Consider the following 12,491-nt stretch of genomic DNA (forward strand, 5'->3'; position numbering starts at 1 on the left):
ATCGGATGGTACAGGCCAAGTTCGATCCATACCGGCATTCGGCTGAACACCTATTGGTCCGAATGGGTGAGGGTATGGGGACTTTAGTGCGGGCCAGTCCCGGTTTCGCGACGGTTGGGTAACGGTGCGTCAGGTCGTGGGTGCGGAGCGGGGCCGGATGGGGAGGGTTGTCGGCATGAGCAGCTACCAGATTCCGTCGCAGTCGCCCTCCCTCGAGGAGCTGGCCCGCCGCCAGCAGAACGTGATCACCGCCAGCCAGCTCCGTGCCCGCGGCGTGCCGACCAGGGTGGTCAGCGGCCACTGTCGCCAGGGCGGCCCGTGGCAGCGGCTGCTGCCCAGGGTCTACCTGCTCCAGGGCGGCGAGCCGACGCCCGAGCAGCGGATGTGGGCCGCGCTGCTGTACGCGGCGCAGAACGGGCGCGAGGAGGGCCGCCGGGACGGAGCGGTGATCACCGGCGCGGCGGCGCTCGCGCTGTACGGCTTCGCCTCCGCGCCCCGGCTGCCCGCGGTGACCGGGGTGGAGGTGCTGGTGCCCCGCCAGCGCCGGCTGAAGGACGCGGGGGAGGTCCGGATCCGGCGTACGGAGCGGGAGTTGGTGGCCCGCTCGGTGCACGGGTTGGCCTGTGCCCCGGTGGCCCGGGCGGTGGCTGACACGATCAGGGAGTGGACCGACACCAGTGCCTTCGACACCGGCGAGGTGCCAGCCTCCCAGCTCAGGGCGGTGCTCAGGGAGGCGCTGGCGAAGTCCGAACCCGGCTGCACACTGCGGGAGTTGATGGCCGAGCTGCGCGAGGCCGACCTGCTCGGCGAGGAGCGGGTGCGGGCCGCGGCGGACGAACTGCTGGCGGCCGGGCGGGAGTCGGTGCTCGGCCGGATCGGTGAGCTGGTGGACGAGTGGCTGCTGCCGGTGCCGCTGGCCGGGCCCGAGCTGCGGATGCGCGGCGGCACCTTCGTGGCCGTGCCGGACCTGTACTGGCCGGCCGCCGCGGTCGCGGTGGAGGTGGACTCCGAGCTGCGCTGCGTCAGCGAGGGCGAGGCGGCCTGGGTCCGGGGCGGCCAGCACCGGATGGAGTACCTCGGGGTCCGGGTGGTGTACGTGTCGGGGGAGCGGCTCGCCGCCGAACCGGACGTGGTCGGCGGCGAGTTGCGGGAGGCGTTCCTGGCGGGCGGCACGGACGTGGTCGAGCTGCTGGCGACCTGTCACGAGTGAGCCGCAGGGTAAGCCGTACCGTCAGCGGCGGACGATCGGCGTACCGGTCAACTCCACTCCGGCCGACCGCAGTTCGGCCAGTGCCGCCTCGGTGGTGGGGGCCGCGACCCCTGCGGTGAGGTCGAGCAGGACCCGGGTGGTGAATCCCTCCCGCCGGGCGTCCAGCGCGGTGGCCCGGATGCAGTGGTCGGTGGCGATCCCCACCACGTCCACCTCGGTGACGTCCCGTGCCCGCAGCCAGTCGGCCAGCGTCGCCCCGTTCTCGTCGAAGCCCTCGAAGCCGCTGTAGGCGGCCGAGTGCGCACCCTTGTCGAAGACCGCCTCGACCGCGCCCGAGATCACCGAGGGGGAGAAGTTGGGGTGGAAACCCACCCCTTCCGTCCCGGCCAGGCAGTGCACCGGCCAGGAGTCCACGTAGTCCGGCTCGGCGGAGAAGTGCGGCCCCGGGTCGATGTGGTGGTCCCTGGTGGCGCAGATGTGCGCGTACCCGGGAGCCGACTCGGCGATCAGGTCGGTGATCGCGGCGGCCACCTCGGCACCGCCGGCGACGGCCAGGCTGCCGCCCTCGCAGAAGTCGTTCTGCACGTCGACGACGATCAGTGCCCGATGCATGGGATTGCTTCCTTCTCCGCCGCCCGGGCGGTGTGATGGACCTCGACGCTGGCCACTGTAGGCAGTGACGCGCGTAGGCGAAAGGGGAGAGCGGCCTTACGGGCCCGATGTCACGGGCCCGCCGTCACGGTGCCAGCCGCAGTTCGGTCGGCAGCACCGGCTCGCCCTTGGAGAGCTGGGTGGCCGACAGCGGCAGCGAGGCGCGCACCCGCAGGTGCCGCTCCTGCGCGGCGGCCAGCGGCTCGCGGCCGACCATCTGGCCGGCCCGGATCAGCGGTACGTGCAGCAGGTGCGGCTCCAGCTCGGCGGGCACCGGCCCGGTGCCGACCACCTCGGCCTCCGCGACGCCGTCGGCGTCGGGCTGCCGGGCGGCCCACTTGCGGCCGCCCACGCTGGACTTGGCGCCGGCCGAGCGCTTGGCCACCGAGACCAGCGGGCCCTCGGGGCCGCTCGCCCGGGCGACCAGCTTGTAGACCATCGCGCAGGTCGGGTGCCCGCTGCCGGTGACCAGGCTGGTGCCGACGCCGTAGCCGTCCACCGGGGCGGCGGCGAGTGCGGCGATGGCGTACTCGTCCAGGTCGGAGGTGACGATGATCCGGGTGTCGGAGGCGCCCAGCTCGTCCAGCTGGCGGCGGACCCGGTGGGCCAGCAGAGTGAGGTCGCCGGAGTCGATCCGGACCGCGCCGAGCTTGGGCCCGGCCACCTCGACGGCGGTGCGCACCGCCTCGTTCAGGTCGTAGGTGTCGACCAGCAGCGTGGTGCCCCGGCCCATCGAGTCGATCTGGGCGGTGAAGGCGTCCCGCTCGCTGTCGTGCAGCAGAGTGAAGGCGTGCGCGGCCGTCCCGGTGGTCGGGATGCCGTAGGTGAACCCGGCCTCCAGGTCGGAGGTGGCGCTGAAGCCGGCCACGTACGCGGCCCGGGCGGCCGCGACGGCGGCCTGCTCGTGCGCCCGGCGGGCGCCCATCTCGATGCACGGCCGCCCGCCCGCCGCGCTGGTCATCCGGGAGGCGGCGGCGGCGATCGCCGAGTCGTGGTTGAGGATCGACAGGATCAGCGTCTCCAGGATCACCGCCTCCGCGAAGCTGCCCTCCACGGTCATCACGGGGGAGCCGGGGAAGTAGACCTCGCCCTCGGGGTAGCCGTGGATGTCGCCGGAGAAGCGGTAGTCGGCCAGGAAGCGCAGGGTGGTCTCGTCCACCACGCCCTGGTCGGCCAGCCAGTCCAGTTGCGGCGTGCTGAAGCGGAAGTCCTCGACCGCGTCCAGCACCCGGCCGACCCCGGCCAGCACGCCGTAGCGGCGGCCGTTGGGGAGGCGGCGGGTGAACACCTCGAAGACCGAGCGCCGGTGGGCGGCGCCGCTGCGCAGGGCGGCCTGCAGCATGGTGAGCTCGTAGCGGTCGGTGAGCAGCGCCGTGGAGCGGCGCGCGGTGTCGGCATCCATGGGGATGATGCTACTACCACTTAGCGTCAGTTTGACGATTTCTCTCGCTCCGTTGACCCGGATTCGCTCGTGCGTCCCCCGGATGGAAGCATGAGAGGCGGTAAACCGTGTCCCGACGAGGAGTGCAGCCGTGAGTGTCGCGCCCGTGGAGATCGAGCGCCCGGAGGTCGAAGGCATTCCAGCGGTGGAGCCCGACACCCCCTGGGTCACGATCGTCCACAATGACCCGGTCAATCTGATGAGTTACGTCCAGTACGTCTTCCAGGCCTACTTCGGCTTCCCGAAGGAGAAGGCCAGGCAGCTGATGATGGAGGTGCACCAGAAGGGCCGCACCGTGGTCTCCAGCGGCTCCCGCGAGGAGATGGAGCGGGACGTGCAGGCCATGCACGGCTACGGCCTCTGGGCCACCCTCCAGCACGACTGACCAACCACCCCACCACGACGACGGGTTGACGACTACTCATGGTTCGGCTGTTCGAGAGCACGGGCGACGGCGGTGCGCGGGCCGCGCTGGCCGAGGGCGACGCCGCCCTGCTGCGGTCGCTGTTCATGCAGGTGCTGGAGATGATCGGCCCCGGCCCGGCGGAGAGTGACGACCCGTTGGCCGCGCTGTTCGCCGAGGGGCCGAGCAGGCCGCCCGCCGATCCGGCGCTGGCCCGGCTCTTCCCGGACGCCTACGGCGACCCGGAGAAGCCGGTCGACCAGGAGGCGGTCGAGGCCTCGGCCGAGTTCCGCCGCTACACCGAGACCGATCTGCGCACCCGCAAGCGGGACGACGCGCTGGCGGTGATCCGGACCCTGGGCGGGCTCGGCGCGGACGAGCCGCTGCTGCTGTCGGCGCAGGAGTGCCCGCGCTGGCTGGGTGCCACCAACGACCTGCGGCTGATCCTCGGCACCCGGCTGGAGGTCACCGAGGACGACGACTTCTTCGCCCTGCCCGACGACGACCCGGCCAAGCCGCTGGCGATGGCGTACCTGTGGCTCGGCGCGCTGCAGGAGTCACTGCTGGAGGCGATGGCCGGCTAGACCCCGGCCCACCCCGGAGCCCCTGTCCCACTCCCTGGGACGGGGGCTCCGGCATTTCCGGCATACCTCCCGCAAAGCTGACATCGCATGCTCAAATATCGCTCAGATACGCACCGGTATCCGGTCGGCCCGTGGTACGACTGCCACTCCCCACGAGTCAAGGACGGTGGCCGATGGCCCAGCAGCAGTTCGACGAGGTGACCGACCCGGTGCCGGACGAGGAGGGCTACGTCCGCGGTCTGGGCAGCCGTCAGATCCAGATGATCGCCATCGGCGGGGCGATCGGCACCGGACTCTTCCTCGGCGCGGGCACCGCCATCTCCAAGGCCGGCCCGAGCCTGATCCTCAGCTACGCGGTCGCCGGCGTGGTGATCTTCGTGATCATGCGGGCGCTCGGCGAGCTGCTGACGTACCGTCCGGTCTCCGGCAGCTTCGCCGAGTACGCCCGGGAGTTCCTGGGCCCGTTCGCGGGCTACGTGACCGGCTGGACGTACTGGCTGTTCTGGGTGGTCACCGGCATGGCCGAGACCACCGCCGCCGCCGTCTACGTGAAGTACTGGGCGCCGGGCATCCCGCAGTGGCTCTCCGCGCTCGCCTTCCTGGTGCTGCTCTACGGCGCCAACCTGATCTCGGTGAAGCTGTTCGGCGAGATCGAGTTCTGGTTCTCGATGATCAAGGTGACCGCGATCATCGGGATGATCCTGATCGGCATCGGGGTGCTCACCCTGGGCTTCAGCGACGCCGGTGACACCGCGTCGCTGAGCAACCTCTGGTCGGACGGCGGGCTGTTCCCCAAGGGCATCGGCTCCACCGTGATGACGCTGCAGATCGTGATGTTCGCCTACCTCGGGGTCGAGCTGGTCGGCGTCACGGCGGGCGAGAGCGAGAACCCGCAGAAGACCCTGCCGCGCGCGATCAACACCCTGCCCTGGCGGATCGCGCTGTTCTACATCGGCGCCCTGGTGGTCATCCTGGCCGTGGTGCCGTGGCGGGAGTTCGCCCCCGGGGTCAGCCCGTTCGTGGAGGCCTTCGAGAAGATGGGCATCCCGGCGGGCGCCGGGATCGTGAACTTCGTGGTGCTCACCGCCGCGCTCTCCTCCTGCAACTCCGGGATGTACTCCACCGGCCGGATGCTGCGCGACCTGGCGCTGCGCGGCCAGGCCCCCGGGCAGCTCACCTCGCTCAACGCCCGGAAGACCCCGGCCGCCGCGATCACCGTCTCCTGCCTGCTGATGGGCCTCGGCGTGGTGCTCAACTACCTCGAGCCGGGCCGGGCGTTCGAGTACATCACCTCGGTCGCCACCGTCTGCGGCCTGTGGACCTGGGCGATCATCCTGCTCTGCCAGATCCGCTACCGGACCGCCTGGAAGGCGGGCCACCTGCCGGCGCCGTCCTTCAGGGCTCCGGGCGGCGCGGCGGCCAGCTGGGCGGCACTCGCCTTCCTGGTGCTGGTGGTCGTGCTGATCGCGCTCGACGAGGACAGCCGGATGTCGCTGTACGTGTTCCCGGTCTGGGCCGTGCTGCTGGTGATCGGCTACCAGGTGCTGAAGCGCCGCCGCCCCGAGGCCGTGCACGCCCACGGGCACGACCACGTCCACGCCGGGTCCGACGACTGAGACGGGCGGCCGGGCCGGTGCGGGCGGCTGGCTATCCTGACCGGATGCTGACCATCACCCGAGAGCTGCACGACGCGATCGTCGCCCACGCCCGTGCCGACCACCCGGACGAGGCCTGCGGCGTGGTCGCGGGCCCGGCCGGGACGGGCCGCCCCGAGCGGTTCATCCCGATGCTCAACGCGGCGCGCTCGCCCACCTTCTACGAGTTCGACTCCGGTGACCTGCTCAAGCTCTACCGCGAGATGGACGACCGGGACGAGGAGCCCGCGATCGTCTACCACTCGCACACGGCCACCGAGGCGTACCCCTCCCGGACCGACGTCAGCTACGCCTCCGAGCCCGGGGCGCACTACGTCCTGGTCTCCACCGCCGAAGGCACCGGCCCCGAGGACCCGTTCCAGTTCCGCTCGTACCGGATCGTGGACGGCGTGATCACGGAGGAAGACGTCGAGATCGTCGAGGCGTACGCGGCCTGACGACCACGGGCCCGCCGCACCGCCCGACCGGGCCGGTACGGCGGGCCTTCGGCTGTCCCGAGCACCACATCTCACCTGTAGATACGGAAACATCCGGATGTCGAGACGGAGATGTCGGAGCGGGGGCGGGAATCTATACGATGAGCCCATGCGTTCCGTCGATGTGAGCAACCAGGCCCCGGGCATCCGCCTCGTGGCGCGCCTGCACGTCGACCTGTGCCGGCTCGCCAGTGCGATCTGTCCCGGCCCTGCCGACGCCTGCTGACCTCGGCACCAACCGCTTTTTCCCCGGCCCCCGGGGCGACCCTCCCCTGCCGCGCCCGCGGCCCACCGAACTCTTCCGATCAGGAGCGCAGCCATGGCCATCGAGGTCCGCATCCCGACCATCCTCCGCACGTACACCGACGGCCAGAAGGCCGTCGAGGGCGCCGGCGCCAACCTCGGCGAGCTCTTCGCCGACCTGGACGCCCGGCACCCGGGCATCGCCGCCCGGCTGCTGGACGGCGGCGAGCTGCGCCGCTTCGTCAACGTCTACCTGAACGACGAGGACGTCCGCTTCCTGGAGGGCATCGAGACCGGTCTGACCGACGGCGACAGCGTCACCATCCTGCCCGCCGTGGCCGGCGGCTGACCCAGCCGCACCCGCCCGCCCTGCTCCCCGACTGCCGGAGGCTCCGCCCGATGAAGTACGACAGCCCGCTCGAAGCCGTCGGCAACACTCCGCTGGTCCGCCTGCCCCGGATCTCCGCCGCCGTACCCGGCAACGGGGACGGGCTGGTGACCCTCTGGGCCAAGCTGGAGGACCGCAACCCGACCGGTTCGATCAAGGACCGGCCGGCGCTGCACATGATCGAGCGGGCCGAGGCGGCGGGGCTGCTCACCCCCGGCTGCACCATCCTGGAGCCGACGAGCGGCAACACCGGCATCTCGCTCGCCATGGCGGCCAAGCTCAAGGGCTACCGGATGGTCTGCGTGATGCCGGAGAACACCAGCGAGGAGCGGCGCGAGCTGCTCCGGATGTGGGGCGCGGAGATCATCCCCTCGCCGGCCGCCGGCGGCTCCAACACCGCCGTCCGGATCGCCAAGGAGATCTCCGCCGAGCACCCGGACTGGGTGATGCTCTACCAGTACGGCAACCCGGACAACGCGGGCGCGCACTACGCCGGCACCGGCCCGGAGATCCTGGCCGACCTCCCCGGCATCACCCACTTCGTGGCGGGCCTCGGCACCACCGGCACCCTGATGGGCGTCGGCCGCTACCTGCGGGAGAAGGTCCCGGGCGTCCAGATCGTCGCGGCCGAGCCGCGCTACGACGACCTGGTGTACGGGCTGCGCAACCTGGACGAGGGCTTCGTGCCCGAGCTGTACGACGCCGAGGTGCTCACCACCCGGTTCTCGGTCGGCTCGGCCGACGCCGTCCGCCGCACCCGCGAGCTGCTCCAGCAGGAGGGCATCTTCGCGGGCGTGTCGAGCGGCGCCATCCTGCACGCCGCGATCGGCGTCGGCCGCAAGGCCGCGCAGGCGGGGGAGCGGGCGGACGTGGTCTTCGTGGTCGCCGACGGCGGCTGGAAGTACCTCTCCACCGGCATCTACACCGCCGAGTCCACCGAGGCCGCGGTGGAGGCGCTGCAGGGCCAGCTCTGGGCCTGACGGCACGTCACGCCCGCGCTGCACACGCGCAGGCACAGCACGGCACGGCGCGGTCCCCGGTTCGACGGGGGCCGCGCCGTGCCGGTGTCAGCGGAGGGCCCGCTGCGCCTTCGCCCAGGTCTGCTCGTCCAGCGGGCCGACCCGGCGGCGGAACGCGCGCAGCGGCACCTTGCGCAGCTCGTCCGTCTCCAGCCAGCTGGCCCGGCCCTGCCGGTCGCCGACCGCGCCCGGCGGGAGGGCGAGCACGCCCGGGCGGTCGGCGTGCCGCTTGCTGGTGATCTTCGCGACGGTGGCGGTCCGGCCGTGCACCCGCAGCACCAGGCACGGCCTGTCCTTCGCCCCGGGGCCGTCCTCGAACGGCACCTCGGCCCACCAGACCTCGCGGGCGGCCGGGCCGCCGGGAGCGGTCGGCCGCCGGCGCCGGACGGCGACCAGCACCGCGAGCAGGACCACCACGACCAGCGCTGCTATCAGCCATTTCTCCATCCGCAGACCGTACAACCAGGGGCCCGGAGCGCTGTGACAGTTGAGCATTTATCCGTTTGGTGCTCCTGATTTGTCACGGAACGACCACGGAGTCCGTTCTGGGCTAAAGATTCTCGTTGGGCCGGAAAAGCTGATCGCGACTCCCCGAGAGCAGCCTCGGAACCCTCTCTGAAGGTGGCCCAGATGTCTTCACGCAGCGATGAGTTGTGGTCGTACACCGAGATCGCCCGGCACATCAACGTCCAGCCCGACACCGTCCGCAACTACCGCCGGCACGGCCTGCTGCCCGACCCGGACATGATCGACGGCAGCGGCCATCCGCGCTGGTTCGCGGGCACCATCCGCGCCTGGGCCCGGAACCGTCCCGGGAATCGGTAGTCCGCCCCGCCCCCGTCCCGGTGCGGCCCCGTTCTGGTGACATCAGCCACAGCACGGCACGGAGACGGGGGCAAAGTGCCCTCCCAGCCTTACTCTCATCTGGCAGCCAGCCGCTACCACCAGGTAGCCCCGCGGGCACGGACCATGACCCATCGGGGTGGAGGGGCTCGGCATGAAACTGACCGTGGTGGGGTGCTCGGGAAGCTTCCCGTCCGCCGAGTCGCCCTGCTCCAGCTACCTGGTCGAGGCCGACGGCTACCGGGCCGTGCTCGATCTCGGCAACGGCGCGCTCGGCGCGCTGCAGAACCACTGCGGTCTCTACGACATCGACGCGATCCTGCTCAGCCACCTGCATGCGGACCACTGCATCGACCTCTGCGCCTACTGGGTGGCCAGGAACTACCGCCTCGAAGGCTGCCCCGACCCGGTGCCGGTCTACGGCCCCGCGGGCACGGCCGACCGGCTGGCCCGGGCGTACGACATGCCGGCGCAGCCGGGGATGACCGAGGTGTTCGACTTCCGCACCCTCGGCGAGGGCACCTTCGCGCTCGGCCCGCTGACGGTGACCACCGTCCGGGTCAACCACCCGGTGGAGACCTTTGCCTTCCGGATCGAGCACGGCGGCCGGAGCCTGGTGTACTCCGGGGACACCGGCGAGTCCGAGGAGCTGGTCGAACTCGCCCGGGGCACCGACCTGTTCCTCTGCGAGGCGGCCTACACCCACGGCAAGGAGACCTTCGCCGCCGTGCACCTGAACGGCCGCGAGGCCGGTGAGCACGCGGCCGCGGCCGGGGTCGGGCGCCTGGTCCTGACCCACATCCCGCCGTGGACCGACCCCGAGGTCAACCGCCGCGACGCCGCCGCCGTGTTCGGCGGCCCGGTCGAGCTGGCCCGACCGGGCGCCGTCTACGAGCTCTAGGGCCTCTCGTTCGGATCACGTCGGGCGGGCACCGCCGGGGCACGCACCTCGCCGGCTTCTCGTCGGTCGCCGATGCTCCGCATGGACTCTCCCCCAGCCTCCGGCCGGGAGGGGCCCCCTCCTCGGCGCCGCCGAGGCACGCACCCCAACGACGCCCGCTGATCCGACGTGATCCGAACGAGAGGCCCTAGTCCCGCAGGTGCTCGCGCAGGGTGCTGCCGGTGTACTCGGTGCGGTGCAGACCGCGCCGCTGGAGGATCGGCACCACCTGGTCGACGAAGTCGTCCAGGCCGCCCGGGGTCAGGTGCGGCACCAGGATGAAGCCGTCGGCGGCATCGGTCGCGACGTACTCCGCCATCCGGTCGGCCACCGACTCCGGTGTGCCGACGAAGGAGTGACGGGCGCTCAGCTCGATCACCAGCTCGTGCGAGCTGAGGCCCTTCTCGGCCGCCAGCTTCCGGTAGCGGGCGGCGAGCTCCAGCGGGTCGCCGATCCTGGTCCGCCCCTGCACCAGCTTCGAGTCGACCACCGGGTCGCCGGCCGGTAGCGGCCCGTCCGGGTCGTGGTCCGAGAGGTCGACGCCCCAGACCTGTTCCAGGAAGGCCAGCGCGGTCCGCGGCCCGACCTGGGCCCGGCGGATCGCGTCCGACCGGCGGGCGGCCTCCGCCTCGGTGGAGCCGAGGGCGAAGGTCACCCCCGGCATGATCTTCAGCTCTTCCGGCCGGCGGCCGTACTTGGCCAGCCGCCGCTTCACGTCGGCGTGGAAGGCCCGCCCGGCCTCCAGGGAGCCGTGCCGGCTGAACACCACGTCGGCGTGCTCGGCGGCGAACTCCCGCCCGTCGTCCGAGTCCCCGGCCTGGATCAGCACCGGCCGCCCCTGCGGCGACGGCGGCAGCGGACCGGCCGCCTCGACCCGGAAGTGCGGTCCGTGGTGCCGGACCACCGCGCCGTCCGACTCCCAGAGCTCGCGGGCCAGCCCGACGAACTCGGCGGCCCGGTGGTACCGGTCGGCGTGGTCCAGGTAGCCGCCCCGGCGGAAGTTCTCGCCGGTGAAGGCGTCGTTCGAGGTGACCACGTTCCAGGCCGCCCGGCCGCCGGAGAGGTGGTCCAACGAGGCCAGCCGCCGGGCGAGTTCGTACGGTTCGTTGAAGGTGGCGCTGGCCGTGGCGGCCAGCCCGAGGTGGGTGGTGACGGCGGCCAGTGCGTTCAGCACCGTGATCGCCTCCGGCCGCCCGACCACGTCCAGGTCGTGGATCCGGCCCTTCACCTCGCGCAGCCGCAGGCCTTCGGCGAGGAAGAAGAAGTCGAACCGGCCGCGCTCGGCGACCTGGGCCAGGTGCCGGAACGAGCTGAACTCGATCTGGCTCCGGGAGGCCGGATCGGCCCAGACGGTGGTGTTGTTGACGCCGGGGAAGTGCGCCGCGAGGTGGATCTGCCGGGTCGTCATCGGGCCGCTCCCGCCGCGTAGTGGTTGACCGGTCGGGTCAGGCCGAGCCGCTGCCGCAGTGTGCCGTCGCGGCCGGTCCCGAGTCCTGCCGTGGCCGAGACGAACTCGATCAGGTCGTCCGGGAGTTGGCGGGGCACCAGGTGCAGGCCGTCCACCGCGCCGAGCCAGTCGGCCGGGCGGACCCCGGGCCCGACCCGGGCCAGCACCCGGAACTGCCCAGGATCCCGGCCCTGTTCGGCGACCAGCTCGCGCAGGCCGGCCCGGGTGCTCGCCGCAGCCGCCGGCGAGGCCGCGTCCAGCAGCACCACGTCGGCCAGCCGGACGGCCAGCTCCAGCCGGGCGCCCCGCTCCTCGGTGTCCAGCCGGACCACCACCACCGGGCGGCCCTGCGGCGGTCTCGGGGTGATCGACGGGCCCTTCACCGAGAAGTACGGCCCGGCGAAGTCGACGTAGTGCAGCTTGTCCCGGTCGATGAACCGGCCGGTGGCCCGGTCCCGGATCTCGGCGTCGTCCTCCCAGCTGTCCCAGAGCCGGGCCGCGACCTCGACTGCATCGGCGGCCTCCCGCCACAGCTCCCCGGACGGGAGCGGCGGGCGCCGGCCGACCGCGGCGGCCTCGGCCGCGGTGGCGGAGACGTCGACCAGCCAGCCGGCCCGGCCCCCGCTCACCCAGTCCAGGGTGTTGACCGCGATCGAGGTGTGGAACGGCTCGGTGTGGGTGGTGGTGACGGTCGGCACCAGGCCGATCCTGCTGGTGGCCGGGGCGATCCGGGCGAAGACGGCGAGCGCGTCCAGGCCGGGGCTGAAGGAGTCGTCCAGGGTGACGAAGTCCAGGCCGCCGCGCTCGGCGAGCAGCGCGAGCGCGGTGAAGTGCTGGGCGGTCAGCGGCCCGGGGCCGTCCAGACCGGAGGAGAGGTGGAACGGACGGGGCACGGATGACGAAGGCGACGAAGGCATGGCAGGGCCTTGGCTTTCCTGGTGAAGGGGGTCGGGGCGGCGGGGAACTCAGCCGCGCCGACACGCCGCCGACCACACGCGACCGAAGTCGATGTGGCTGCGGGTGACCAGGATCCGTGAGGCGTGCACCCCCCAAGTGGACCAGTGATCTTGGCAGTTCGTCAACCTTCCGCCGCAACGCACGGACCCCGCCCGGCAACCGCCGGGCGCCTCGCCCATCACCTGGTGCGGCTCGACCGCGAGCGGCACGACCTCGCGTGGTGGCAGCTCGGTG

General features: G+C 72.2%; 16 protein-coding genes. 10 read left to right on the plus strand and 6 right to left on the minus strand.

The window, feature by feature from the left end; translation table 11 throughout:
- The first annotated feature begins 175 nt into the window (after nucleotides 1-175).
- Complete coding sequence (locus tag ABT118_RS30775) at nucleotides 176-1,210, plus strand: hypothetical protein (protein ID WP_350676501.1); 1,035 nt, start codon at nucleotides 176-178, stop codon at nucleotides 1,208-1,210.
- Nucleotides 1,211-1,231: 21 nt separating this feature from the next.
- On the opposite strand, the gene ABT118_RS30780 is transcribed toward ABT118_RS30775, so the two are convergent.
- Complete coding sequence (locus tag ABT118_RS30780) at nucleotides 1,232-1,822, minus strand: isochorismatase family protein (protein ID WP_350676506.1); 591 nt, start codon at nucleotides 1,820-1,822, stop codon at nucleotides 1,232-1,234.
- Nucleotides 1,823-1,946: 124 nt separating this feature from the next.
- Entirely contained in the window at nucleotides 1,947-3,263 is a 1,317-nt protein-coding gene (locus ABT118_RS30785; protein ID WP_350676509.1) for a nicotinate phosphoribosyltransferase, read from the minus strand.
- A 130-nt stretch (nucleotides 3,264-3,393) separates the two neighbouring features.
- Here ABT118_RS30785 and clpS point away from each other — a divergent pair, with 130 nt between their 5' ends.
- The 7 genes from clpS to ABT118_RS30820 all read left to right on the plus strand — a co-directional run bounded on the left by clpS (nucleotide 3,394) and on the right by ABT118_RS30820 (nucleotide 8,031).
- Complete coding sequence (gene clpS / locus ABT118_RS30790; protein WP_350676516.1) at nucleotides 3,394-3,687, plus strand: ATP-dependent Clp protease adapter ClpS; 294 nt, start codon at nucleotides 3,394-3,396, stop codon at nucleotides 3,685-3,687.
- Between the two features lie 38 nt (nucleotides 3,688-3,725).
- Nucleotides 3,726-4,289, plus strand: coding sequence for a DUF2017 domain-containing protein (locus ABT118_RS30795; protein ID WP_350676520.1), 564 nt, complete (start codon nucleotides 3,726-3,728; stop codon nucleotides 4,287-4,289).
- A 173-nt stretch (nucleotides 4,290-4,462) separates the two neighbouring features.
- A complete protein-coding gene (locus tag ABT118_RS30800; protein ID WP_350676525.1) occupies nucleotides 4,463-5,905 on the plus strand; it encodes an amino acid permease in 1,443 nt (480 codons plus the stop codon).
- Between the two features lie 44 nt (nucleotides 5,906-5,949).
- Nucleotides 5,950-6,381 carry a M67 family metallopeptidase gene (locus ABT118_RS30805; protein ID WP_350676531.1) on the plus strand — a complete coding sequence of 144 codons (432 nt, stop codon included), beginning with the start codon at nucleotides 5,950-5,952 and terminating at the stop codon, nucleotides 6,379-6,381.
- Nucleotides 6,382-6,529: 148 nt separating this feature from the next.
- Nucleotides 6,530-6,646 (plus strand): putative leader peptide, encoded by a 117-nt coding sequence (locus ABT118_RS30810; RefSeq protein ID WP_350676536.1) that lies wholly within the window; start codon nucleotides 6,530-6,532, stop codon nucleotides 6,644-6,646.
- A 93-nt stretch (nucleotides 6,647-6,739) separates the two neighbouring features.
- The gene (locus ABT118_RS30815; RefSeq protein WP_350676540.1) at nucleotides 6,740-7,012 is read left to right on the plus strand and encodes a MoaD/ThiS family protein; all 273 of its coding nucleotides are present in this window, start codon (nucleotides 6,740-6,742) and stop codon (nucleotides 7,010-7,012) included.
- A 50-nt stretch (nucleotides 7,013-7,062) separates the two neighbouring features.
- A complete protein-coding gene (locus ABT118_RS30820) occupies nucleotides 7,063-8,031 on the plus strand; it encodes a PLP-dependent cysteine synthase family protein (RefSeq protein WP_350676546.1) in 969 nt (322 codons plus the stop codon).
- Nucleotides 8,032-8,118: 87 nt separating this feature from the next.
- Here the strand turns inward: ABT118_RS30820 and ABT118_RS30825 are convergent, their stop codons facing one another.
- Nucleotides 8,119-8,517: a type II toxin-antitoxin system PemK/MazF family toxin gene (locus ABT118_RS30825; RefSeq protein WP_350676551.1), complete on the minus strand. Its 399-nt coding sequence runs from the start codon at nucleotides 8,515-8,517 to the stop codon at nucleotides 8,119-8,121.
- 183 nt (nucleotides 8,518-8,700) lie between these two features.
- Between ABT118_RS30825 and ABT118_RS30830 the strand changes: the two genes are divergently transcribed.
- Complete coding sequence (locus tag ABT118_RS30830; RefSeq protein WP_350676554.1) at nucleotides 8,701-8,895, plus strand: helix-turn-helix transcriptional regulator; 195 nt, start codon at nucleotides 8,701-8,703, stop codon at nucleotides 8,893-8,895.
- A gap of 172 nt (nucleotides 8,896-9,067) precedes the next feature.
- Complete coding sequence (locus ABT118_RS30835) at nucleotides 9,068-9,814, plus strand: MBL fold metallo-hydrolase (protein ID WP_350676559.1); 747 nt, start codon at nucleotides 9,068-9,070, stop codon at nucleotides 9,812-9,814.
- Nucleotides 9,815-10,001: 187 nt separating this feature from the next.
- Here the strand turns inward: ABT118_RS30835 and ABT118_RS30840 are convergent, their stop codons facing one another.
- The 3 genes from ABT118_RS30840 to ABT118_RS30850 all read right to left on the minus strand — a co-directional run.
- Nucleotides 10,002-11,261 (minus strand): LLM class flavin-dependent oxidoreductase, encoded by a 1,260-nt coding sequence (locus ABT118_RS30840; protein WP_350676563.1) that lies wholly within the window; start codon nucleotides 11,259-11,261, stop codon nucleotides 10,002-10,004.
- Nucleotides 11,258-12,217, minus strand: coding sequence for an LLM class flavin-dependent oxidoreductase (locus tag ABT118_RS30845; RefSeq protein WP_502884734.1), 960 nt, complete (start codon nucleotides 12,215-12,217; stop codon nucleotides 11,258-11,260). The genes ABT118_RS30840 and ABT118_RS30845 overlap by 4 nt, the downstream gene beginning before the upstream one ends.
- A gap of 48 nt (nucleotides 12,218-12,265) precedes the next feature.
- The coding region (locus ABT118_RS30850; protein ID WP_350676571.1) for a hypothetical protein at nucleotides 12,266-12,491 on the minus strand (226 nt) is incomplete at its 5' end.

The organism is Kitasatospora sp. NPDC002040 (assembly GCF_040296785.1).
GTDB lineage: Bacteria > Actinomycetota > Actinomycetes > Streptomycetales > Streptomycetaceae > Kitasatospora.